The 21,867-nt window shown below is 57.1% G+C and carries 25 protein-coding genes; 21 read left to right on the top strand and 4 right to left on the bottom strand.

Features of this window, described 5'->3' with window-relative positions; all coding sequences use genetic code 11:
• The first annotated feature begins 87 nt into the window (after window positions 1-87).
• From rnpM to H6B51_RS05595, 8 genes are all read left to right on the top strand, one after another.
• Window positions 88-363 carry an RNase P modulator RnpM gene (gene rnpM / locus H6B51_RS05630; RefSeq protein WP_204882752.1) on the top strand — a complete coding sequence of 92 codons (276 nt, stop codon included), beginning with the start codon at window positions 88-90 and terminating at the stop codon, window positions 361-363.
• Window positions 356-883, top strand: coding sequence for a L7Ae/L30e/S12e/Gadd45 family ribosomal protein (locus tag H6B51_RS05625; RefSeq protein WP_204882751.1), 528 nt, complete (start codon window positions 356-358; stop codon window positions 881-883). The genes rnpM and H6B51_RS05625 overlap by 8 nt, the downstream gene beginning before the upstream one ends.
• Window positions 884-997: 114 nt before the next feature.
• Window positions 998-3,361: a translation initiation factor IF-2 gene (infB, locus tag H6B51_RS05620; RefSeq protein WP_335342113.1), complete on the top strand. Its 2,364-nt coding sequence runs from the start codon at window positions 998-1,000 to the stop codon at window positions 3,359-3,361.
• 344 nt (window positions 3,362-3,705) lie between these two features.
• Entirely contained in the window at window positions 3,706-4,095 is a 390-nt protein-coding gene (gene rbfA / locus H6B51_RS05615; protein ID WP_204882750.1) for a 30S ribosome-binding factor RbfA, read from the top strand.
• Window positions 4,096-4,098: 3 nt separating this feature from the next.
• Window positions 4,099-5,049, top strand: a complete 951-nt coding sequence (locus H6B51_RS05610) for a DHH family phosphoesterase (RefSeq protein ID WP_204882749.1) — start codon at window positions 4,099-4,101, stop codon at window positions 5,047-5,049.
• Complete coding sequence (gene truB, locus H6B51_RS05605) at window positions 5,042-5,935, top strand: tRNA pseudouridine(55) synthase TruB (RefSeq protein ID WP_204882748.1); 894 nt, start codon at window positions 5,042-5,044, stop codon at window positions 5,933-5,935. The genes H6B51_RS05610 and truB overlap by 8 nt, the downstream gene beginning before the upstream one ends.
• Window positions 5,936-5,939: 4 nt before the next feature.
• Entirely contained in the window at window positions 5,940-6,851 is a 912-nt protein-coding gene (gene ribF / locus H6B51_RS05600) for a riboflavin biosynthesis protein RibF (RefSeq protein ID WP_204882747.1), read from the top strand.
• Between the two features lie 32 nt (window positions 6,852-6,883).
• Window positions 6,884-8,215, top strand: coding sequence for a DUF1576 domain-containing protein (locus H6B51_RS05595; RefSeq protein ID WP_204882746.1), 1,332 nt, complete (start codon window positions 6,884-6,886; stop codon window positions 8,213-8,215).
• A 92-nt stretch (window positions 8,216-8,307) separates the two neighbouring features.
• Here the strand turns inward: H6B51_RS05595 and H6B51_RS05590 are convergent, their stop codons facing one another.
• Complete coding sequence (locus H6B51_RS05590) at window positions 8,308-8,625, bottom strand: winged helix-turn-helix transcriptional regulator (protein ID WP_204882745.1); 318 nt, start codon at window positions 8,623-8,625, stop codon at window positions 8,308-8,310.
• Between the two features lie 120 nt (window positions 8,626-8,745).
• Here H6B51_RS05590 and H6B51_RS05585 point away from each other — a divergent pair, with 120 nt between their 5' ends.
• Window positions 8,746-9,294, top strand: a complete 549-nt coding sequence (locus H6B51_RS05585; protein ID WP_204882744.1) for a nitroreductase family protein — start codon at window positions 8,746-8,748, stop codon at window positions 9,292-9,294.
• 141 nt (window positions 9,295-9,435) lie between these two features.
• On the opposite strand, the gene H6B51_RS05580 is transcribed toward H6B51_RS05585, so the two are convergent.
• Both H6B51_RS05580 and H6B51_RS05575 read right to left on the bottom strand, forming a co-directional pair.
• Window positions 9,436-10,368, bottom strand: a complete 933-nt coding sequence (locus tag H6B51_RS05580) for an SPFH domain-containing protein (RefSeq protein ID WP_204882743.1) — start codon at window positions 10,366-10,368, stop codon at window positions 9,436-9,438.
• Window positions 10,369-10,405: 37 nt separating this feature from the next.
• Entirely contained in the window at window positions 10,406-10,855 is a 450-nt protein-coding gene (locus tag H6B51_RS05575) for an NfeD family protein (protein WP_204882742.1), read from the bottom strand.
• Between the two features lie 136 nt (window positions 10,856-10,991).
• Between H6B51_RS05575 and H6B51_RS05570 the strand changes: the two genes are divergently transcribed.
• The 4 genes from H6B51_RS05570 to groL all read left to right on the top strand — a co-directional run bounded on the left by H6B51_RS05570 (window position 10,992) and on the right by groL (window position 15,296).
• The gene (locus tag H6B51_RS05570) at window positions 10,992-12,122 is read left to right on the top strand and encodes a THUMP domain-containing class I SAM-dependent RNA methyltransferase (RefSeq protein WP_204882741.1); all 1,131 of its coding nucleotides are present in this window, start codon (window positions 10,992-10,994) and stop codon (window positions 12,120-12,122) included.
• 31 nt (window positions 12,123-12,153) lie between these two features.
• Window positions 12,154-13,119 carry a diacylglycerol/lipid kinase family protein gene (locus H6B51_RS05565; RefSeq protein ID WP_204882740.1) on the top strand — a complete coding sequence of 322 codons (966 nt, stop codon included), beginning with the start codon at window positions 12,154-12,156 and terminating at the stop codon, window positions 13,117-13,119.
• Between the two features lie 172 nt (window positions 13,120-13,291).
• Complete coding sequence (locus tag H6B51_RS05560) at window positions 13,292-13,576, top strand: co-chaperone GroES (protein WP_204882739.1); 285 nt, start codon at window positions 13,292-13,294, stop codon at window positions 13,574-13,576.
• A gap of 94 nt (window positions 13,577-13,670) precedes the next feature.
• A complete protein-coding gene (gene groL, locus H6B51_RS05555) occupies window positions 13,671-15,296 on the top strand; it encodes a chaperonin GroEL (RefSeq protein ID WP_204882738.1) in 1,626 nt (541 codons plus the stop codon).
• Window positions 15,297-15,543: 247 nt separating this feature from the next.
• Here the strand turns inward: groL and H6B51_RS05550 are convergent, their stop codons facing one another.
• Entirely contained in the window at window positions 15,544-16,191 is a 648-nt protein-coding gene (locus H6B51_RS05550) for a SprT-like domain-containing protein (protein WP_204882737.1), read from the bottom strand.
• A 156-nt stretch (window positions 16,192-16,347) separates the two neighbouring features.
• On the opposite strand from H6B51_RS05550, the gene H6B51_RS05545 reads away from it, so the two are divergent.
• The 8 genes from H6B51_RS05545 to H6B51_RS05510 all read left to right on the top strand — a co-directional run bounded on the left by H6B51_RS05545 (window position 16,348) and on the right by H6B51_RS05510 (window position 21,648).
• Window positions 16,348-16,536 (top strand): hypothetical protein, encoded by a 189-nt coding sequence (locus H6B51_RS05545; protein WP_204882736.1) that lies wholly within the window; start codon window positions 16,348-16,350, stop codon window positions 16,534-16,536.
• 602 nt (window positions 16,537-17,138) lie between these two features.
• Window positions 17,139-17,921, top strand: coding sequence for an SH3 domain-containing protein (locus tag H6B51_RS05540; protein ID WP_204882735.1), 783 nt, complete (start codon window positions 17,139-17,141; stop codon window positions 17,919-17,921).
• Between the two features lie 433 nt (window positions 17,922-18,354).
• Window positions 18,355-18,726, top strand: coding sequence for a hypothetical protein (locus tag H6B51_RS05535; protein ID WP_204882734.1), 372 nt, complete (start codon window positions 18,355-18,357; stop codon window positions 18,724-18,726).
• Between the two features lie 170 nt (window positions 18,727-18,896).
• Complete coding sequence (locus H6B51_RS05530) at window positions 18,897-19,157, top strand: hypothetical protein (RefSeq protein WP_204882733.1); 261 nt, start codon at window positions 18,897-18,899, stop codon at window positions 19,155-19,157.
• Window positions 19,150-19,476, top strand: a complete 327-nt coding sequence (locus H6B51_RS05525) for a hypothetical protein (protein WP_204882732.1) — start codon at window positions 19,150-19,152, stop codon at window positions 19,474-19,476. The genes H6B51_RS05530 and H6B51_RS05525 overlap by 8 nt, the downstream gene beginning before the upstream one ends.
• The gene (locus H6B51_RS05520) at window positions 19,473-19,961 is read left to right on the top strand and encodes a hypothetical protein (protein ID WP_204882731.1); all 489 of its coding nucleotides are present in this window, start codon (window positions 19,473-19,475) and stop codon (window positions 19,959-19,961) included. The genes H6B51_RS05525 and H6B51_RS05520 overlap by 4 nt, the downstream gene beginning before the upstream one ends.
• 13 nt (window positions 19,962-19,974) lie before the next feature.
• Window positions 19,975-20,331 carry a hypothetical protein gene (locus H6B51_RS05515; protein ID WP_204882730.1) on the top strand — a complete coding sequence of 119 codons (357 nt, stop codon included), beginning with the start codon at window positions 19,975-19,977 and terminating at the stop codon, window positions 20,329-20,331.
• A gap of 288 nt (window positions 20,332-20,619) precedes the next feature.
• Entirely contained in the window at window positions 20,620-21,648 is a 1,029-nt protein-coding gene (locus H6B51_RS05510; RefSeq protein WP_204882729.1) for a replication protein, read from the top strand.
• Window positions 21,649-21,867: the final 219 nt, after the last annotated feature.

Here is a 21,867-nt window from a genome sequence, read left to right as displayed (position 1 = left end):
AGAGGAGACACAGCGGAATGAGTGAGCTTTGCCGGAAACGGCGAAGCGAAGGATATGGAGCTTGTGTCGACGAGGAGGCGAGGAAGCATGCCCAAGAAAATACCCCTGCGCCAGTGCCTGGGCTGCCGGGAGATGAAACCCAAGAAAGAGTTGATCCGGGTGGTGAAAAGTCCGGAGGGAGAGGTCTCCCTGGATTTCCGGGGTAAAAAACCCGGCCGGGGGGCCTATGTGTGCCCTAACCCGGAGTGCCTGAAAAAGGCCCGGAAGGCCAGGGCCCTGGAGCGGGCCTTCTCCGCCCAGATGCCCGACGAGGTGTACGCCGCTCTGGAGGAGCAGATGAAGGCGGGTGACCAGGATGGATAGCGTGCTCCATCTGCTGGGCATCGCCCGCAAAGCGGGCCGGATCGAGGTGGGAGAGGAGCCGGTGGGCGCCGCCGCCCGGGCCCGACAGGCCAAGGTGATCCTCACTGCCGCAGACGGGGCGGACAACAGCCTGCGCCGGGCCGCCCACTTTGGGGAGGCCGGCAAGGTGCCGGTGCTGCCCACCCCCTACACCAAGGGGGAGTTGGGCGGGGCCGTAGGTCGCTCCGCCTGCACCATGCTGGCCCTCACCGACATCGGCCTGGCCGCCGCCATTGCGGAAAAGCTGGCCCAGGTAAACCCGTCAGCCTGCGCCGCCGCGGCGGAGGAGCTGAAGGTAGCTGCAGGCAAGGCCCTCCAGCGCCAGAAGGAGCAGCGGGCCCACGAGAAAAAGCTCCAGCGCAAGGCCCAGAAGCCTTGGACACCCCCGCCCAGGGAAACCAAACCGGTTCCCAAGGCCCAGAAAGAACCCAAGAAGTTTGCCCTCAAGGGCAAACTGACCATAAAAAAACAGCGGCCATGATACAGAGATGGCTGAGACGCATTGGAACAAAAGGCTTGTTCCAATAAGAAAGCGCGGTGATTCCGCCGCGTTTTCCTATTGGCGCAAGCTGACCAGTTGGAGGTGGCTTATTTGCTGAACAACAAATACCGTGTACACGAGGTGGCCAAGGATTTTGGCAAGAACTCCAAGGAGATCACTGATATCCTGACCAAATATGCGACTGCGCCCAAGAACCATATGCAGCCCCTGAGCGAAAAGGAGCTGTCCCTTATTTTTGAGTGCCTCACCCAGAAAAACCAGGTGGAGAGCATTGAGAGCATTTATGCCGACGTTTACCGGGAGCCCAAGGCGGCCCCCGCCAAGGCCCAGGCGGAGCAACCCAAGGCTCAGCATACCCAGCAGGCTCCCAAGGGAAACAGCAAGCCCAACCGGGACAACGCCCCCAAGGCCCAGGTGGAGCAGCCCAAGGCACAGCCCGCCCAGCAGCAGCCCCAGCAGAACCGGCCCACCACCCGTGTGCCCGAGAAGAAGGTGGTGGACACCCGCAAGGGCGGCCAGGTGAACCTGGAGAAGTACGACGAGCGGCTGGAGAACCTGGCCGCCGGCAAGACCAAGCAAATGCAGGCCGGGAAGCAGAAGTTCCAGGGCCGCAACCAGCGCAAGGGCGGCTTCCAGGGCGGCAACAAGCGCCGCCAGGAGGAGCAGGAGAAGATGCGCCGGCTCCAGCTGGAGATCGCCAAAAAGACCCCCCTCACCGTCAAGATCCCCGACGAGATCGGGGTGGGAGAGCTGGCCAGCCGCATGAAAAAGACCGGCGCCGAGGTGGTCAAGACCCTGATGAAGAACGGGGTCATGGCCTCCCTGTCCGACATCATCGACTTTGACACTGCCGCCATCATTGCCGAGGAGCTGGGCTGCAAGGTGGAGAAGGAGATCATTGTCACCATCGAGGAACGCCTCATCGACACCGCGGAGGATAAGGAGGAGGATCTGCTCCCCCGTGCTCCCGTGGTGGTAGTCATGGGCCACGTGGACCACGGCAAGACCTCCCTTCTGGACTATATCCGCAACGCCCACGTGGCCGCCGGCGAGGCCGGCGGCATTACCCAGCACATCGGCGCCTATCAGGTGGAGGTTCAGGGCAAGCTCATTACCTTCCTGGATACCCCCGGCCACGAGGCCTTTACCGCCATGCGGGCCCGGGGCGCCATGATCACCGACGTGGCCATCCTGGTGGTGGCCGCCGACGACGGTATCATGCCCCAGACCATCGAGTCCATCAACCACGCCAAGGCTGCCAATATTCCCATTATCGTGGCCATCAACAAGATGGATAAACCGGAGGCCAACCCAGAGCGCATCAAGGAGCAGCTTACCAAGTATGAGCTGGTGCCTGAGGAGTGGGGCGGCGAGACCATTATCTGCCCCATTTCCGCCAAGACCGGCGAGGGCATCGACAACCTGCTGGAGATGGTCAACCTGACCGCCGAGATGCAGGAGCTGAAGGCCAACCCCAACCGTTCCGCCCACGGTGCCGTCATCGAGGCCCGTCTGGACAAGGGCCGCGGCCCTGTGGCCACCCTGCTGGTGCAGAACGGTACACTCCATCAGGGCGACGTGATTATCGCCGGCACCGCTGTGGGCCGTGTCCGGGCCATGACCAACGCCAAGGGCGAGAAGCTGAAGGAAGCAGGCCCCTCCGTGCCTGTGGAGATCATCGGCATGGGCGAGGTGCCCGGCGCCGGCGACGACTTCCACGCTGTGGCTGACGAGCGCATGGCCCGTGAGCTGGTGGAGCAGCGCAAGCACGAGCAGAAGATGGCCTCCTCCGCCCCCGTGGGCAAGGTGAGCCTGGAGGATCTGTTCAGCCAGATCAAGCAGGGCGAAATGAAGGACCTGAACATCATCGTCAAGGCCGACGTCCAGGGCTCCGCCGAGGCCGTGAAGGCAAGTCTGGAGAAGCTCTCCAACGACGAGGTGCGAGTGCGGGTCATCCACTGCGCCGTGGGCGCCATCAGCGAGAGCGACGTCATGCTGGCCACTACCTCCAACGCTATCATCGTGGGCTTCAACGTCCGTCCCGATAATAATGCTAAGGATACCGCTGCCCGTAACAAGGTGGATATGCGGATGTACCGGGTGATCTACGATTGCATCAACGAGATTGAGACCGCCATGAAGGGTATGCTGGCTCCCAAGTTCAAGGAAGTGGAGCTGGGCCAGGCCGAGGTACGCAACGTGTTCCGTATCACCGGCGTGGGCATGGTGGCCGGCTGCTATGTCACGGGCGGCAAGATGCAGCGGGGCGCCAATATGCGCTTGCTCCGGGATAATGTGGTCATTTACGATGGGGCTATCGCCTCCCTTCAGCGGTTCAAGGACAGCGTGAAGGAGGTGGCCGCCGGCTACGAGTGCGGCATCACCTTTGAGAAGTTCCAGGATATCAAGGAGGGCGACGTGATCGAAGCCTTCCTGATGGAGCAGATTGAGGTGTAAGTGACCGGCCTATTATCAGGCCAGATTTCTTAGTCGCCCTCCTTGAGCCCCGCCGCAGGCGGGACGGCGTTTACGCCGTACAAGCGTTTTGCCATTGGGCAAAACCTTGGCGCAGGGCGAATTCATTTCGTCCGAGCGAGTGCAGGAGCAGGGTTCCCAAACAATGCGTGGCATTGTTTGGGATTGGGCGACGTGATCGAAGCCTTCCTGATGGAGCAGATCGAGGTATAAATAGCTTCCCCCCTGGAGGGGGAAGGCGAGGCAGGACACAATTCAATCAGACCCGTTCCGTCCCCAAGTCATTTGAGGAGGGGACGGGTCTGTATACTTGATAGGAGAAAAGTATGGCAAGTAATCGCATCGGACGCATCAACGAGGAGATCCAGAGAGAGCTGTCCGCTCTTATCCGCACTGTGAAGGATCCCCGGGTCCATGGGCTGGTGTCCATCACCGGGGTGGATACCACCTCCGACCTGCGGTATTCCAAAATTTATGTCAGTGTGCTGGACAAGAGCGACGTGAAGGAAGTGGTCAAGGGCCTGAAATCCGCCGGGGGCTATCTGCGGCGGGAACTGGGCCGGGCCCTCCAGCTGCGGTATACCCCGGAGCTCCAGTTTGTAGAGGACGACTCCATTGGGAAGGGGGCTCACATCCTCAGCCTGCTGCGGGACGAAACTGTAGTGAAGCCTGCCAACCCCGCCAACGCCCACATTAACCTGGATGAGGAGGAGTGAGCCATGACAGTGCGTGAGACGGCGGAATGGCTCAAATGCCATGACCGCTATCTGATCCTCACCCACAAGCGCCCCGACGGGGACACCATTGGCTGTGCCGCCGGCCTGTGCAAGGGGCTACGGGGACTGGGCAAAACCGCCCACATCTGCCCCGGCGTCGGGGAGACCAGCCTGTTCACCCCCTATCTGGAGGGACTGCTGGCCCCAGAGGACTATGAGCCGGAGACCGTGGTCAGCGTAGATATCGCCGCCCGAAGCCTATTCACCGAGAAGGGAAAGGCCTGGCTGGAGCGAGGCATTGATCTGGCCATCGATCACCACCCCTCCCAGGAGTTTTTTGCCAGGAAGACCTGTCTCGACGCCGGACGGGCGGCCTGTGGAGAGATCCTCTATGAGATTTTGAAAGAGCTGGGCCAGATCAATATGGAGACCGCCCTGCCCCTGTATGTGGCGGTGTCCACTGACTGCGGCTGCTTCCAGTACGGCAATACCACGGCGGACACCCACCGAGTGGCCGCTGCCCTGATGGATACCGGTCTAGACGTGTTTCCCCTGAACAAGCTCCACTTCCGCACCAAGACCTGGCCCAGACTCCAGGTGGAGCGGTATATTGTGGAGGGAATGCATCGCTACCAAGGTGGAAAGATTGCTGTGGCCACAGTGTCCCTGGCCCTTATGGAAAAAGCTGGGGCTGAGGAACGGGACGTGGAGGATATTGCTGCCTTTTTGGGCCAGATTGAAGGGGTGGAGACTTCGGTGACCATCCGGGAGCTGGAGGAGGGAGGCAGCAAGCTGTCTGTTCGCACCAGCGGCGGCCTGAATGCTACCCGCGTCTGTGCCCTGCTGGGCGGCGGCGGCCATGCCGCTGCCGCCGGATGCACCGTACCCGGTACGCCGGAGGAGGCTGAGGCTGCCATTCTGGAGGCCATTCGGCAGGTGGAAGCGGATGGCTAACGGCGTTTTGATCATCGACAAGCCGCAAGGGTGGACCAGCATGGATGTATGTGCAAAGATCCGAGGCATCCTCCATGAAAAGCGGGTGGGTCACGGAGGGACGCTGGATCCCATGGCTACCGGAGTGCTGCCAGTGTTCGTGGGCCGGGCCACCCGGGCGGTGGAATATGCTGTCGAGGGTAAAAAGGAATATCTTGCCGCGTTAAAACTAGGTGTTATCACAAATACCCAAGATACCACTGGCGAGGTAACGGAAACCCGGCCGGTCCAGGTTGATCGGGCGGCGCTGAAGAAGGCCCTGGCGGCCTTCCAGGGGGAGATTTCCCAAATTCCGCCCATGTATTCGGCCATCAAGATCAGGGGGAAAAAGCTTTACCAGCTGGCCCGGGCGGGCCAGGAGGTGGAGCGCACTGCCAGAACGGTGACCATTTACAGCCTGGAGCTGCTGGAGACAGCCCCGAAAGGGTTCCCCGAGGAGGAGGATACCTGGTACCTGCGGGTGGTCTGTTCCAAGGGTACCTATGTGCGCACTCTCTGCCACGACATCGGTCAGGCTTTAGGCTGTGGGGGCTGTATGTCAGCCCTGCGGCGGACTCAGGTGGGAGACTACGGTCTGGAGGGGGCGGTCACCCTGGAGAAGCTCCAGGCCACTGCCGACCCAGCTGAGCTGCTGGTGCCGGTGGACAGCTGTTTTGCCGCACGGCCCATGCTGGTACTCAAAAGCCACCAGGCGGAGCGCAAGGTGCGCAACGGTGCGGTGCTCACCCTGCCCGTTCCGCCGGGGGATGGTGAGTACCGTTTATACGGGGTAGACGGGAACTTTCTGGCCCTGAGCCAGGTAAAGGGGAATAAATTGACTACCATTAAGAGTTTTTTCGAGGTGTAGCAGCGTGAAGGAAACACAGACGAAACGGGTGATCGCCCTGGGCTTTTTTGACGGGGTCCATCTGGGCCACGGAGCCCTACTGCGGCGTGTGGGGGAGATGGCTGCGGCATTGAAGGCCGTACCTGCCGCGGTCACCTTTGATACCCACCCCCAAAACCTGATCCTCAATGCTCCGGTGGTGCCTTTGCTCAGCTCTCCTTTGGACAGGGCGGAGCTGATGCGCCGGTACTACGGTATCCAGGACGTGATTGTGGCCCGCTTTGACGAGCGGATGATGCACCTGCCCTGGCGGGATTTTGTTACTGATTATCTGGTGGCTCAGCACGGGGCGGTCCACCTGGTGGTGGGCCACGATTTCCATTTCGGCTACAAGGGGGAGGGTAACCCTGTCCGGCTCCAGGGGCTGTGCCGGGAGCTGGGTCTGGGCTGCGATGTGATTCCCAAGGTGGAACGGGATCATATCACTATCTCCTCCACCTACATCCGTACCCTGGTGGCCCAGGGGGAGATGGAGCGGGCCAACGAGTTCCTGGGCCATCCCCACACCCTAACCGACCAGGTGGCCCACGGGAAGAAACTGGGTTCTACGCTGGGGTTTCCCACGGTAAACCTGCGCTTCCAGCCTGGGGTGCTCATCCCAGCTTACGGGGTGTATGCCACAAAAGTGTGGTTTGAAAACGGGGATCATCGTCTGGCGGTGACCAATGTGGGAGTGCGCCCCACGGTGGACGATGGAAATCGGGTCACTGTGGAAGGATTCATCCTGGACTTCAGCGGAGATCTATACGGCCAGACCGTGCGGATGGAGTTTTACAAGCGGCTGCGGGGGGAGCGGAAGTTTGAGAGCCTTCCCGCCCTGAAAGAAGAAGTGATGCGCAACGCCCAACAGACCCGGGATTATTTCGCCGGGCTGTAGGAGCGGGAACGACTGCAGGAAAGGGGAACACCATGCGTTACCACAAGATCTATCCCGCAGCCATTTGTTTTGCCTGTTATCTGACGGCCATCGGTCTGATCCTGGGAGATCCGGCAACTATCCTGCCTGGCCTGTGGAAGATCATCCTCACGGAGGACGCTCTTATCACCGATTATATCCAGATTGCCGGCATTGGGGCCGCCTTTGTCAATGCCGCTCTGGTGGTGCTCATCAGTCTGGGGATCCTCCATCTGAGTAAGGATCCTCTCAACGGGTTTACGCTGGTAGAGATCGGCCTGATGGCGGGGTTTGCCCTCTTCGGCAAGAACATTGCCAACATCTGGCCTATCATCGGCGGCACCTTCCTGTACGCCAAGGTACGGCGGGAAGAGTTCGGTAAATATGCCTCGGTGTCCCTGTTGGCTACCGCGCTTTCGCCGGTGGTGAGCTATGTGGCCCTGGACAACGGCTGGGGCAATATCTGGTGGGCTATCCTCATTGGGGCGGTCATCGGCTTTGTGCTGCCCCCCATGTCAGCTTATACATATAAGATCCAGAATGGTATGAACCTGTACAATATGGGCTTTGCCTGCGGCCTTCTGGCCACCATCCTGGTGCCGGTGATGACCTCCCTGGGGGCGAACCCCACGGTAGCCCACCATTGGGCCACCGGCTACAACGCCCAGCTGGGCATCTGTCTGGGCGTGCTGTGCGTGGGGCTCATCGTAGTGGGTCTGTTTTTCAGCGGCCGGCCCGCTTGGGCCGCCTGGGCCGGCTATCGCCGGCTGCTCCTCACCACCGGCCGGGCCCCCAGCGATTACCTGCGGATGCTGGGCGCTCCCGCCACCCTTATCAGCATGGGGATCAACGGGCTCATTGGCATGGGCTTTATCTTGGCCACCGGCGGAGATCTCAACGGACCAACCATAGGGGGCATTTTCACTATCATGGGATTCTCCGGATTTGGTAAGCACGCCCGTAATATCATCCCCATTATGCTGGGCGTGGTGCTGGGTAGTTTCTGTATGCACTGGCATATCAACGACAGTGGCGTCCAACTGGCGCTGCTGTTCGGTACCACCCTGGCTCCCATTTCGGGCTATTTCGGCTGGCCCTTTGGAATCCTGGCCGGATTCCTTCACTCCTCAGTGGTGCTTCGGGCAGGCACTCCGGTGGAGGGCTTTAACCTGTATAATAATGGCTTTTCCGGAGGCCTGCTGGCCATCGTGCTCTATCCCATTATTACCGAAGCCATCCGTCACCGCAAGCCAGAGCTCCAGGATGTGGATTACTTTGATAACTTTGAGCGGGACAATCCTACTGTGCCGCCGCCTATTGGGGGAGAAGAGGAAGAGGAATTCTGACAAAATTCGGCTACATATACATATAAAAACACGAGGCTGTCGCAGTTTGCCGCGACAGCCTTGTGTTTTTTTGTTCTGCGTGCCGGCAGAAATCAGTTGGCGTGGATCTGCTCGTAGGCCTGAGCGCCCCAGGCCCCCAGAGCCTTTAAGGCAGGGTCTATGGAGCGGCCCAGTTCAGTCAGCGAATATTCCACCTTGGGCGGGATCTCCGGGTACTGCTCCCGATGGACCAGCCTGCACTGCTCCAGCTCATCCAGGGATTTGGAGAGCATCACGCTGGAGATGCCGGGGAGCCTGCGCTGAAGCTCGTTAAAGCGAATGATTTCCTGCTGGTTCAATTCCCATAGGATGCGCAGCTTCCATTTGCCGCTCACCAGCCCCAAGGCGAATCTGACCGGGCAACCCTCCATGGATATCCCTCCTTACTAAGTTTTTGCTTACTGGGTAAAAAAATATTGCGTACTTGTGCTTTTTTTGCCGGTACCTATAATTATATCCAGAAGCACAAAAAAAGAAAGGGGTATTTACCAATGAATGTACAGCAAGCGATTGAGACCCGCCGGAGCATCCGAGCCTATGAGGCGTGGGACGTGGAGCGGGAAAAGGTGGAGGCGGTACTCCGGGCAGGTAACCAGGCTCCTATATTCGGACAGTTCCATATGAGCGTCTTTGAAGGGCAGGCACAGATTCAGGCTGTGGACAGGGCGGCGGTAGAGGGAATGAAGCACTCCGGCGTGCCTTTCCTGGAAAATCTGGCCGCCCAGGAGGGGTTCCATCCTCTGTATGGCGCGCCTGTCCTGGTGGTGCTCTCCGCTCCCGGCGGCAACGATGAAAAGGGCTTTAATATGGCCAATGTGTCCTGCGCAGCAGAAAACATGATGTTGGCTGCCACAGAGCTGGGATTGGGGTCTTGTTTCCTCATGGGGCCCATGATTGCCTTTGCCAATCCGGAGGTGCGGGCCCGGCTGGGTTTGCCGGAGGGCTATGAGCCCCTGATCGGCGTGGCCCTGGGCTATGCTGCGGGGGAACGTCCCGCCGCCCCGGAGCGGGAGAGGGACAATATCACCTGGTGCAAATAAGAGAAATCGGATAGCTGAAAGCCCGCCCCCTGCGTCCCGGTACCAGCCGGGACGCAGGGGGCGTTTTGTGGGCAGCGGCCGGCGGAGGAGGGACAAAAAACCGCCCTGCCGGGGCAGCGGCAGGGCGGTGGGTGGAATGGCTCAGGCTTTAGCGGAATCAGAGGCGGACTCCAACACCGCCTTGGCGGAGGCGCACAACCCCGCCAGGCCCTGGATCTCCGAGGGAATGATGATCTTGGTGGCCTTGCCGTCGGCGGCGGCCTGGAAGGCCTCCAGGGCCTTGATCTTCAGTACCTGCTCGGTGGGGCTGGCCTCGTTGAGCAGCTTCAGAGCCTCGGCGGTGGCCTGCTGTACCTTCAGAATGGCCTCAGCCTCGCCCTCGGCCTTCATGATGGCGGCCTGCTTGGCGGCATCCGCCCGGAGGATCAGGGACTGCTTCTCACCCTCAGCCACCAGGATCTGGGACTGCTTCTGGCCCTCGGCCTGGAGGATGGATTCCCGGCGCTCCCGCTCGGCCTTCATCTGCTTCTCCATGGCGTCCTGGATCTCCCGGGGCGGGATGATATTCTTCAGCTCCACCCGGTTGACCTTGATGCCCCAGGGATCGGTGGCCTCATCCAGGATGGATCGCATCTTGGAGTTGATGATATCCCGGCTGGTGAGGGACTGGTCCAGTTCCAGCTCGCCGATGATGTTGCGCAGGGTGGTGGCCGTCAAGTTCTCAATGGCGCTCATGGGGTGCTCCACCCCGTAGGTGTACAGCTTGGCGTCGGTGATCTGGAAGTAGAGCACCGTGTCGATCTGCATGGTCACGTTGTCCTTGGTGATGACAGGCTGGGGGGCAAAGTCCACCACCTGCTCCTTCAGGGAGACCACCTTGGCCACCCGCTCGATGAAGGGAAGCTTAAAGTGGACGCCCACCCCCCACACGGCGTGGAAGGCGCCCATCCGCTCAATGACGTAGACCTTGGATTGCTGGACGATTTTCAGGTTGGCGGCCAGAATGGCGATGAGCAGAGCCACCAGCAGCACAATAATAATGGGGATCACGGGAATGGACTCAAACAACGGCATACCTAATTCCTCCCTAAAGACAAAGTACACGGATGGGTTACTGTGGGACCTCCTCCCGGACGGGGGAGACGATGAGCTTGACCCCCTCGATGCGCAGCACCTTCACGGTGGTCCCGGCGGGAATGAATACGTCCCCCTGGGCCCGGGCGGTCCACACACTGCCCAGGACGGAGACCTGGCCGCTGGCCTTCAGGTTGTCGATGGCCTGGGTCACGATCCCCTCGGCCCCCACTGCCCGGTCGGCGTTGGTGGCCACCTGCCGGGGGGTGATGTACCGGCGGGCCAGAGGGCGGATCACCAGCAGGGTCACCAGGGACACCGCCAGAAAGACCCCCAGCTGCACCCAGATGCTGTTCACCCAGAAGGAGGTGAGCAGAGCGGCCAGGGCCCCCAGGGCAAACCACAGGGACACCAGGCCCACCGTGGCGGCCTCCACCAGGATCAGGACGATCAACGCAGCGAGCCAACAGATACTTGGTATGGGCATAGGCGCCCTCCTTTCTATACTCCGTATCCTAGCATACTTCTGTAAAAAAGAAAAGGAAAATCCGTTTCCGGATTTGCCATCCGGAGGCAAATGGGGTATACTTCACATAATGACTGGATATGACAAGGAGCCTGCTATGAGAGAACTGGAATTGATGATCCCCACCCTGTTCGGCCTGGAGGGCCTGTGCGCCAACGAGCTGCGGCGGCTGGAGCTGCCGGAGGTGCGGGCGGAGAACGGCCGGGTGTGCTGCAAGGGAGGGCCGGAGGACATCCCACGAGCCAACCTGAACCTGCGCACCGGAGAACGGGTTCTCTTGGTGGTGGGCCGGTATGAGGCAACCGATTTTGAGGCCCTGTTTCAGGGAGCGAAAGCACTGCCCTGGGAGGATTTTATTCCCCGGGAGGGGGCCTTTCCAGTAAAGGGTTATTCTCTCAACTCCCAGCTCCATGCGGTGCCGGCCATTCAGGGGGTACTGAAAAAGGCTATCGCTGCCCGACTGGGAGAGAAATACGGCATGGATACCTTGCCCGAATCCGGGGCGCTGTACCAGGTGCAGTTCTCCATCATGAAGGATCAGGTGGCCCTGATGCTGGACACCTCTGGTGCCGGGCTCCACAAGCGGGGCTACCGGGCGGTGGGAGTGACTGCTCCCCTGCGGGAGACCCTGGCCGCCGCCATGGTGATCCTCTCCCACTATCGGGGGCGAGATCCCTTCTGTGACCCCTTTTGCGGCTCAGGCACCATTCCCATTGAGGCCGCTCTCATTGCCAAAAACCGGGCTCCCGGCCTGAGCCGGGCTTTCTCCGCCCAGAAGTGGAAGTGGCTGGATAGCAACCTGTGGTTACAAGCCGCCGACGAGGCCATGGACAAGGAGTACTGCGGTAACTATGAGATCTGGGGGGGAGACATGGACCCCAAGGCGGTAGCCATTGCCAGGGATAACGCGGTGAAAGCCGATGTAGAGGACGTGGTACGCTTTGAAGTGGCTGACGCCGTGAAGTTTCACCGGGATGCCCCTGTTGGCCGGGTGGTCACCAATCCTCCCTATGGGGAACGGATTTTGGAGAAAAAAGAGGCGGAGGAGCTCTACAAGGCCTTTGGCAAGGCGGCTTCCGCCCTGCCCCAGGGGTGGCAGGTCAGCGTCCTGTCCTCCCACACGGAATTTGAGCGTACCTTTGGCAAGACCGCGGACAAAAAGCGCAAGCTGTACAACGGAATGCTGAAATGCGACCTATTCCAGTACGGTGTGGATCGCCGCCGGTAAGGGAAACGGCATCCGCCGGAGAGGAGGAGCCATGCGACACCTGTTTATCATCAATCCACGGGCGGGCAAGCGTGACCGCAGCCGGGAGATGGCGGAGCTGGCCCGGGGGGCCATGGCGGGCCGGGGAGAGCCCTGGAAAGCGGTATGCACCGCCGGCCCCGGCCACGCCACCCGGCTGGTAAAGGAGGCCGCCGGTTTGGGGGACCCCCTGCGGGTGTATGCCTGCGGTGGGGACGGCACCCTCAATGAGGTGGTCAACGGGGCTGCCGGGCTGGACCATGTGGCGGTGACCCACGTGCCCCTGGGCTCGGGCAATGACTTCCTGCGGATTTTTGGGGCGGAGGCCGTCCGACTTTTCCAGCCGGACCGGCTGACCCATGGCCCCCAGATTCGTATGGATCTCATTGACTGTAATGGTAGGTTGTCTCTCAACGTATGTTCGGTGGGCTTTGATGCCCGCATCGGTTTTGGAGCGGCCAAGTTCAAGAACCTTCCTCTGGTCAGCGGCTCCATGGCCTACCGGCTGTCCGCTCTGGAGACCATTGCCAGAGGCATCCACCTGCCCTACCGGGTGACCGTTGATGGAGAGATGCTGCCCGGAGGCCGATTCACCCTGCTGTGCGCCTGTAATGGCCGGTACTATGGGGGTGGGTTTAACCCAAGCCCCACGGCCCGACCCGACGATGGGCTGCTGGATTTCATTGTGGTGCCGGCGGTGTCCCGGGTCACCGTGCTAGCCCTCATCCAAAAGTATGCCCGGGGGAAGGTGGGGGAGATCCCAAGGGTCATCCTCCGCCGAGGACGGGAGATGCGGGTGCTGTGTGACCGGACCACCCAAGTGAATGTGGACGGGGAGCTGGTGACGGGCACGGAGGTCTCCGTCCGTCTGTCGGAAAAGAAGGTGTGGTTCTTTTATCCCCCGGATATCCTGTGGGTTCCGACAGGTGGGGAAGTCGTAGGGGAGCATAAGATTAGCACTCCATGCGCGAGTTTGTGAACAAAAATTAAACTTTTTAAAAAACGACCCTCTTTTCTCAAAAAAGGGGGTTGATTTTTTTTGCGGAGAGGGGTATTATCATACACGTAGTTAGCACTCCGACAAAATGAGTGCTAAAGCTTAAATCGGTTAATTAAGAAAATCTAGTCATACATGTAAGGAGGAACCCATTATGAAACTCAAGCCTCTCGCCGACCGTGTGGTCCTCAAGCTGGTGGAAGCTGAGGAGAAGACCAAGAGCGGTATTATCCTCACCGGCTCCGCCAAGGAGAAGCCCGAAGTGGCCGAAGTCATCGAGGTGGGCCCCGGCGGTCTGGTGGACGGCAAGGAAGTCACCATGACCGTGAAGGTGGGCGACAAGGTCATCACCAGCAAGTACTCCGGAACCGAGGTCAAGATCGACGGCGAGGAGTACACCATCGTTCGTCAGAGCGACATCCTGGCGATTGTCGAGTAATTGATCCTGTAGGGGCGTACATTGTGCGTCCGTCCTCTGTGACATGAAATCTTCCGGGCGGCTTCCGCCCGACTCAAATTGGAGGTAATGTATTATGGCTAAGATCATCTGCTACGGCGAGGAGGCCCGCCACGCTCTGGAGCGGGGCGTCAACCAGCTGGCCGACACCGTGAAGATCACCATGGGCCCCAAGGGCCGCAACGTGGTGCTGGACAAGAAGTTCGGCGCTCCCCTCATCACCAACGACGGTGTGACCATCGCCAAGGAGATCGAGCTGGACGACCCCTTTGAGAACATGGGCGCCCAGCTGGTGAAGGAAGTCTCCACCAAGACCAACGACGTGGCCGGCGACGGCACCACCACCGCCACCCTGCTGGCTCAGGCCATCATCCGGGAGGGCCTGAAGAACCTGGCCGCCGGCGCTAACCCCATGGTCATGAAGAAGGGCATCGCCAAGGCCACCGCCGCCGCTGTGGAGGCCATCAAGGCCAATTCCAAGAAGGTCAACGGTTCCGACGACATCGCCCGGGTAGGCACCGTGTCCTCCGGCGACGAGACCGTGGGCAAGCTGATCGCCGAGGCCATGGAGAAGGTGTCCAATGACGGCGTCATCACCGTGGAGGAGTCCAAGACCGCCGAGACCTACTCCGAGGTCGTGGAAGGCATGCAGTTTGACCGGGGCTACATCACCCCCTATATGGTCACTGACACTGAGAAGATGGAGGCTGTTCTGGACGACGCCCTCATCCTCATCACCGATAAGAAGATCTCCAACATTCAGGAGCTGCTGCCCATCCTGGAGCAGGTGGTGCAGTCCGGCAAGAAGCTGCTGGTCATCGCCGAGGACGTGGAGGGCGAGGCCCTGTCCACCCTCATCGTCAACAAGCTGCGCGGTACCCTGAACGTGGTGTGCGTCAAGGCCCCCGGCTTCGGCGACCGCCGCAAGGAGATGCTGGAGGATATCGCTGTGCTCACCGGCGGCACCGTCATCACCGCCGACATGGGCTATGAGCTGAAGGAAGCCACCATGGATATGCTGGGCCGGGCCCGCCAGGTGAAGGTCTCCAAGGAGAACACCATCATCGTGGACGGCGCCGGTACCTCCGAGGCCATCAAGAACCGCACCAACCAGATCCGTAGCCAGATCGAGACCACTACCTCCGACTACGACCGGGAGAAGCTGCAGGAGCGCCTGGCCAAGATGGCCGGCGGCGTGGCTATCATCCGGGTGGGCGCCGCCACCGAGGTGGAGATGAAGGAGAAGAAGCTCCGCATCGAGGACGCTCTGAACGCCACCCGTGCCGCTGTGGAAGAGGGAATCGTGGCCGGCGGCGGCACCGCCTACGTGAACGCCGTGGCCGCTGTGGAGAAGCTGCTGGCTGAGACCGAGGGCGACGAAAAGACCGGCGTGCGTATCATCGCCAAGGCCCTCACCGAGCCCATGCGTCAGATCGCCACCAACGCCGGCATCGACGGCTCCGTGGTGCTGGAGAATGTGAAGAAGGCCGACAAGACCGGCTACGGTTTCGACGCCTACAACGAGGAGTACGTGGACATGATCTCCGCCGGCATCGTGGATCCCACCAAGGTGACCCGCTCCGCCCTGGAGAACGCCGCCTCCATCGCCGCCACCCTGCTGACCACCGAGTCCCTGGTGGCCGACAAGCCCCAGCCCCCCGCTCCCGCCCCCGCTGCTCCCGACATGGGCGGGATGTACTAAAAACAGGCATAAATCCCGTGAGAATATGATAGAATCGGTTGATTCGCTATAAAATTTCACCATTATTTAGCGAAAAAGTTTGAATTATTTTGAGCTTACACACCGTTTACACACAATGTTTTTACGGGAATGCTACTAGTACGGTAACAGAAAGGCCGACACTCATTTGATTTGGGTGTCGGTCTTTTTTGTTTATATTTAAACTCCCCAGGGGGCGATTCCCTGAGGAGTTTTTGAAAGTGCACATTCAAATTTCTATCATTTGTTCCATGCAGTCCATGCACATGATTCTGACTGTTTTTGTGGCTCTCACGCTGCAACCACATTTCGGACATTGCAGCTTCCTTGTGCTGCTGGGTCGCTTTCCGCCGCCGGTCGTTTCCGCTCCGGTTTGGGCTGTACCGCTGGCCCCTGTGCGAATGATGGGGGGTAAACTGCCACGCCCAATTTTGATTTCATTCCAGCCTTTTGAAAGTGCATATTCAACGAGCTTATCGCTTGGGGTGGTATTCCATCCGTATTGTCCACAGGGGATGCAGACAAGCCCCCGCCGCTCAGCCTCGGCCTTGAATCTCTTGTTGTGGTATTTCCCTCCCCGACTGACTTCCTTAATCCCGTTTTCCCGGCAATACAGATGGACCATTTCATGGAGCATGGTATCCAGGGTTTCTTCAATCGGATAGTTTAGGACCTCGGCGGCAATGTTCAGTTCATAAGCACCGCCGTCTTTGCGTTGCCATACCTTGCTGGTGGTGCAGTGTCCGTAGGTTCCCGGTTTGCTTTGTACTGTAATAATGGGGATAGGCAGCTCACTTTGAAAAAAGTCTGTATTCAATGCGTTATAGATATGCTCTAATTGGCTGACGGCCCGGCTCATTTTTGTGGTCTGTTTCATAGGATCAACTCCTTTTTTCTATACCTAATTATACACCACCGTATATAAAAAGTAAATATACCGCAGTATATATTTCTGCAGAATATATACCACCGTAATTGTGCACCTTGACATATACCGCCGTATATGATAAACTATGAAAAACGAGGTGATTTTATGGCATATTCTGAGGCACAAAAAAACGCAACCCTCAAATATAGAAAAGAGAGTTACGCTCGAATCAGCTTAGATTTGAAGAAGGAAAAGAAAGAAAAGTATAAGGCCCAAGCCGCTGCCCATGGCATGAGCTTAAACGCCTATATCATTAGCCTGTTGGAAGCAGACGGTGAAAAAGAAGAATCTTGAAAGTGCACATTCAAAACCCTATCCCCCTCGGGGGATCACAGCGACGGAATATCCCACGGGGACCAGTTTTCCCATCTCTCCCTAAACCCACAGCGGGGATATTCCATGGAGCGGAACCAACCTTATTCCCCGCCTTGCACCCAGCTTTCCGTACAGCACCCAGACCCCACCCGTGGCGGGCCACCCAGCCGCCGTCACCACACACAGCCACCCTCTGAACAACAAAAAACGGCCCATTTCGGACCGTTTCAAATGACCTTGCAATCTTTCCCGTTATGGAGTAAAATAGTGCCATCGAGATAAATAGAGGCAGGACATGGAGAGTTCGCACCTCCCCATGCCCCTATGCAGGAGATAGGTCCTCCCACACAATAGCATTTCGCTACGCCTTTTCTCATTATAGCCGCTTTGGGTCCATTTTACAAGGTGGTTCTAATGGGCTTTGTGTCGTACCTCAATGCGGTGTAGGGAAACCTGCACCGCTTTTATTTATCTCGGCGGAAACGCCCAACGGGGGACCGGGAGCAATCCCACCCCCAGCGGGCCGGACCGTTGAGAGGAAATAAAAACCGTCACCGTTGACGGCACAGGAGGAATCCATCATGAAAAAGGCTTTACTATTTGGCCTGTCCCTATCCCTGGCCCTGTCCTTGACCGCCTGCGGTGGTTCCAGCGACAACGCCGCCGACAACAGCCAGGACACCAGCACCCCGGAAGTCACCCAGCCCGTGGACACCAGCACCCCCGAGGTTGAGCAGACCACCGCCCAAACCACCCAGGAAACAACGCCTGAAACCACACCCGAAACAGCCCAGCCTCAGGAAGAGACACCAGAGGAAACGCCTGTGCCTGAGGAGGTTGGCCCCAAGTTCACAGAGGTCAACGAAACGGTATACGCTACCACTTCGGTCAATGTACGCTCTAGCTACTCTGCTGACAGTGATAAGGTGGGAAGCCTTTCTGCTGGTGCCTCTGTTACCCGTACTGGAGTTGGGGACAACGGTTGGTCAAGGATTGTTTATGGGGACAGCGTGGCATATGTGAATAGCAGTTATCTGACCATCACCAAGCCCAGTACAGGTGGCAACACTAGCAGCGGTGGTAATCAGAGCAGTGGTGGTCAAACCACCAAGCCCAGTACAGGCGGTAACACCAGCAGCGGCAATAGTGGTCAGACTAGCAAACCTAATACATCAACACCAAGTACTCAGACACCCAGCACACAAACTCCAAGCACACAGACTCCCAGTACTCAGACGCCAAGCACACAGGCCCCTAGTAGTGACATAACTCCTGAGGAACAGGAAATTTATGAAAAAAATATAGAATTTATTGAGCAGCATGGTGGAGTCATATTTGATAATGGAGGTATGTGGGTCCCCTAATACAACCAAGAAATACAGGAGAGGGCTGCTATGTCAGCCCTCTCCAACCATTTAAAACAGGAGGTGTTAAACTTGCGAACGCTGGCAGTCCTCTGACTGCTTCTAACCTCCTGATCTCGCCCCGCCCATCTGTGCGCCCTTGGCGCAACTGGCGCACACTCCGTAAAACGATATACACACCTTTCAGAGGCTCCCTAACCGGGGGCCTCTTTTTTGTTCCCAAATTTCGTCATTTTTCCAGTATTGACAGCCTTTCTTTTTAATACGTTCATTACAGCTTCGGGTACATCAGTAAAATTATTCAGAACGTATATGCCAAATGAAGGGATACGTGTCTAAAAATTGCGAAAAACGAAAAGCGTATACTGTAATCACAACGTTGAACAACATTTGAAAAGGAGAAAAACCCCGCCGGCGGTGGTCATGTACCACCATGGACACCCGAAATCCTAACAATTCTTGTACTACTAACAATACACAGGCTCATGAGGAAAAGCGAGAGACCGCCCGTCTCCATCAAGGTCGCAATATCATCAATGGTTTTGAGGATAGGGAGGTCGAAAAAATCAACAGTATTCAAAAGGTCCTTGATAAAGCTATCCAGGATGTTGTTATCAGAACTGACACTCAGGCAAGTGTTGCTCAAAGGCTGTACCCTATCATCCGTAACGAAGCGCATTTGTCGAAAATCCTTGCTAAGTCTGGAAAGGACAAGCGCCATGTCAACTTGAAACTGATGGTCGCTCTTCGGTATGTATATCACCTGGACCTCAACAAGTTGGTGGATGACTTGATGGCCTCTTAACTACAAGGTTGCCGGTTCCGGCAATGCTAATAGGCCATTAGTATGGGACAATGGTATCGTGGAGAACGGGATAGGCCCTCCGGGGCCTCCCCCTCTCCCTCCCGGTGCAAGACCTCCCGCAAGGGAGGGAACTCACCAAGGGATATTACATATAAGGAGGAATGAAAACCATGTCTAAAGTAATCGGAGTGTCAACCACATCATTTAAGGGGTCTGATGGTTCTGTCGTATCTGGAACCACCATCTTTGTTTCTGATCCCATTGACCCTAAGCGAGGTCAGGGAGAGAGCTCCGAGCGTATTTTCCTTTCCGCTGCCAAGCTAGCAGCTTTGGGATTCACGCCCGCTGTCGGCCAAGAGATTACAATTTTTTACAATCGCTATGGTAAGGTTGCCACTATCAAACTCGATGATGACATCATCATTGAGTGACCGAATTGTAAGGGCCCTGGTGGAGGTTATCAACGCCCCCACCAGGCCCCTGGCCCTCCGGTCTCTGGCCTACATCAAATACCCGGCCAGGGAGTTAAGCCCGCAAGTTAACCCAGATAACTCCATCACAGTCAATTTAGCTCCCTACGGCAACGAGTACAAGCACAGAGGGCCTCGTCCCAAAACGCTGCCGCACATTGACACTGTGGCTGTGCAAGCGGCCCTTAACGCCGTTCTCCCGGACGGCCTTTCTGTGACCGCTGTCCATGACCACGGTACAAAAGTCACTGTAAAAATTAAGGAGGAAAAAATGCTATGAAATTTTTTGCTTTTATCATTATAGTTCCACTGGTGCTGATTGCAGCGTTGGTTGCAGCAGCCTATGTTGCTGACCGGTTTCACATTGGTACCAAGCAGAATCAGCAGATCATATTTATCCCTACCCCTCAGGATTGGGATTTTTATGGGGGATATCTGCGTGCCCTTATCCGGTGCGTGGGCAACAACTATTCAAGTTGTGGACTGTGCCGTCCTGGGGACCTCCCTCAGCACGTGGCACCGGATGGTCAAGGAATCATCTGTGAAAACAGAAAAATTTTCTTTACGTACTTTTTTGACAGAAGATGTAGCATGAACGGAGGCATTGGCAATTTTAGTTATGATTCAACCCCAATAGAGCAAATCGTTCGTAAGCTCAATTCGACGTTGCCGAATTACTGCGTTGCACTTGGGCTTGCCCCTGCCTATATTGTAGACGCCCGTGATGCAAGCAACGGCAGGATATCCCTTACCATTTCAATTTGAGGAGGTATTTATCATGAATAACTTATCGACTGAGGACATCACTGTTATCGCCATGACATGGCTTGCCATATCTAATCTGGGTTTTAGAATCCAAGATTTGGACTTGTCTGAGCCTGGGTATATCCAGCGTTGTGGGCCGCATACAATTTATTCTTTTGCTATACGCCTTAGAGATGACGAGGCGTTTCCGAAGGACGATTTTTGCCGTCTCATGAACCATTATTCTGAGATTAGCAATTCTGTTAAGCCGCATTGCTATGGGATCGAGGAGTTTCCGTCTCAGGTGTTCCGTTTTGATCCGGTGGATGGGACAGGTAAAAGCACGCCATTAGAGAACTTCCATGATGTCTATGTCAGCGTGTTTACTTAAGGGCGGCACCAATATAACCAACTAACCGCTGCGGCGTTCCAAACGCCGCCGACGGCAAGGGCGGACGCTGGAGCGTAAGCGGAGGCGGCTGCTCTTGTCGTTGTGTGGAACTTCCGCCCGTAGGGCGGGGAATGTGCCGCCCTGGTAGCCTAGAGCAAGTATTACCTCTAGGCTACCTTTGTATTTTGTAGTTTATTTCTATATATTTACATTTCCGTTTCTGGCATTACCTATCTCCAACACTCAACTTATACTTGCACTATACCTACCAGATTGGAGGTGATACCAATGAAAGACCCACAAGCCCGCAAGTGGCAGATCACGATAAACAACCCTCAGGACAAGCAGTTTGACCATGACAAGATCAAGCTGTGTTTGGGGCAGTTAAAATCAGCCGTCTATTATTGCATGGCTGATGAAGTCGGGCTAGAAAGCCATACTCCTCACACCCATATATTCATACAGCTAAAATCCCCCGCTAAATTCAGTCGTATCAAAAAGCTATTCCCTGACGCACATATAGAACAGGCCCACGGTTCTCCCTCAGAAAATCGGGACTATATCGCCAAGTCAGGTCGGTGGGCTGATGATCCTAAGGCCGACACCAGCACCCCCGGCACCTTTGAGGAGTGGGGAGAGCTGCCAGACGAACCCGGCCAAGGCTACCGCTCAGACATAGCCCAGCTTTACCACATGATTTCAGACGGTCTTAGCAACGCCGAGATCATGGCTCAAAATCCAGACCTTGCAATCCATATCTCCCGTATGGATAAAATCAGGCAGGATATTTTAGAGGCCAGATACCGGGACGAATTTCGGCAACTGGATGTGACCTATATTTTCGGCCCCACTGCAACCGGCAAAACCAGAGGGGTTATGGAAAAGCATGGTTATTCCAATGTCTACCGGGTGACAGATTACACCCACCCATTTGACCGCTATGCTCAGGAGCCGGTTTTATTGTTCGATGAATTTCGCTCCTCTCTTATGGTCGGTGATATGTTGGACTACCTGGACGGGTATCCGCTGGCATTACCTGCCAGATATTCCCAGCGTCAAGCCTGTTACACCACGGTTTATCTCATATCAAATATAGACCTCTCTCAGCAATACAAAAATGTGCAGGAGAATGAACCGGCCACCTGGAAAGCGTTTCTTCGTAGAATTCACCATGTGATTGAATATCATCAGGACAAGCCTCCCACGGACCACGGCCCCGCCCTGGACTACATATTTCCCCCGCCTAAACCAACTCCTGATTGGGTCCGGGAGATCGAAAACGACGATCCACCCGAACAATTTACCCTCCCATTTTAGGGTTGCTGTTGAAGCAAGAAACCTTGCCGTTTCCGGCATGGGGTATTCCGCTGGCTCATGCTATGATAGACCCATCGAGAGGGCAAATCCCTCAAACATAAGGAGGTGATGAAGGTTGAAACATTGTGATTTAAGTACCATTCCGAAAAAGAGCGCATAAGACCACGCCCCCTAAAAGCGGGCGAAAAATGAAGTTATGCTAAAAGCCTAAGCAGTAGT

The sequence above is a fragment of the Pseudoflavonifractor phocaeensis genome, assembly GCF_016901955.1.
Lineage (GTDB): Bacteria > Bacillota > Clostridia > Oscillospirales > Oscillospiraceae > Flavonifractor > Flavonifractor phocaeensis_A.
This window is presented reverse-complemented; position numbering and strand designations above follow the sequence as displayed.

Bases quoted from the DNA above. Each gene is read 5' to 3' on its own strand.
- H6B51_RS05570 (WP_204882741.1), top strand. From the start codon at position 10,992: ATGAGAGAACTGGAATTGATGATCCCCACCCTGTTCGGCCTGGAGGGC.
- H6B51_RS05585 (WP_204882744.1), top strand. From the start codon at position 8,746: ATGAATGTACAGCAAGCGATTGAGACCCGCCGGAGCATCCGAGCCTAT.
- H6B51_RS05530 (WP_204882733.1), top strand. From the start codon at position 18,897: ATGTCTAAAGTAATCGGAGTGTCAACCACATCATTTAAGGGGTCTGAT.
- H6B51_RS05595 (WP_204882746.1), top strand. From the start codon at position 6,884: ATGCGTTACCACAAGATCTATCCCGCAGCCATTTGTTTTGCCTGTTAT.
- H6B51_RS05565 (WP_204882740.1), top strand. From the start codon at position 12,154: ATGCGACACCTGTTTATCATCAATCCACGGGCGGGCAAGCGTGACCGC.
- H6B51_RS05550 (WP_204882737.1), bottom strand. From the start codon at position 16,191: ATGAAACAGACCACAAAAATGAGCCGGGCCGTCAGCCAATTAGAGCAT.
- rbfA (WP_204882750.1), top strand. From the start codon at position 3,706: ATGGCAAGTAATCGCATCGGACGCATCAACGAGGAGATCCAGAGAGAG.
- H6B51_RS05545 (WP_204882736.1), top strand. From the start codon at position 16,348: ATGGCATATTCTGAGGCACAAAAAAACGCAACCCTCAAATATAGAAAA.
- H6B51_RS05560 (WP_204882739.1), top strand. From the start codon at position 13,292: ATGAAACTCAAGCCTCTCGCCGACCGTGTGGTCCTCAAGCTGGTGGAA.
- groL (WP_204882738.1), top strand. From the start codon at position 13,671: ATGGCTAAGATCATCTGCTACGGCGAGGAGGCCCGCCACGCTCTGGAG.
- H6B51_RS05580 (WP_204882743.1), bottom strand. From the start codon at position 10,368: ATGCCGTTGTTTGAGTCCATTCCCGTGATCCCCATTATTATTGTGCTG.
- H6B51_RS05625 (WP_204882751.1), top strand. From the start codon at position 356: ATGGATAGCGTGCTCCATCTGCTGGGCATCGCCCGCAAAGCGGGCCGG.
- H6B51_RS05515 (WP_204882730.1), top strand. From the start codon at position 19,975: ATGAATAACTTATCGACTGAGGACATCACTGTTATCGCCATGACATGG.
- rnpM (WP_204882752.1), top strand. From the start codon at position 88: ATGCCCAAGAAAATACCCCTGCGCCAGTGCCTGGGCTGCCGGGAGATG.
- H6B51_RS05540 (WP_204882735.1), top strand. From the start codon at position 17,139: ATGAAAAAGGCTTTACTATTTGGCCTGTCCCTATCCCTGGCCCTGTCC.
- H6B51_RS05535 (WP_204882734.1), top strand. From the start codon at position 18,355: ATGGACACCCGAAATCCTAACAATTCTTGTACTACTAACAATACACAG.
- truB (WP_204882748.1), top strand. From the start codon at position 5,042: ATGGCTAACGGCGTTTTGATCATCGACAAGCCGCAAGGGTGGACCAGC.
- H6B51_RS05575 (WP_204882742.1), bottom strand. From the start codon at position 10,855: ATGCCCATACCAAGTATCTGTTGGCTCGCTGCGTTGATCGTCCTGATC.
- H6B51_RS05610 (WP_204882749.1), top strand. From the start codon at position 4,099: ATGACAGTGCGTGAGACGGCGGAATGGCTCAAATGCCATGACCGCTAT.
- H6B51_RS05520 (WP_204882731.1), top strand. From the start codon at position 19,473: ATGAAATTTTTTGCTTTTATCATTATAGTTCCACTGGTGCTGATTGCA.
- H6B51_RS05590 (WP_204882745.1), bottom strand. From the start codon at position 8,625: ATGGAGGGTTGCCCGGTCAGATTCGCCTTGGGGCTGGTGAGCGGCAAA.
- H6B51_RS05510 (WP_204882729.1), top strand. From the start codon at position 20,620: ATGAAAGACCCACAAGCCCGCAAGTGGCAGATCACGATAAACAACCCT.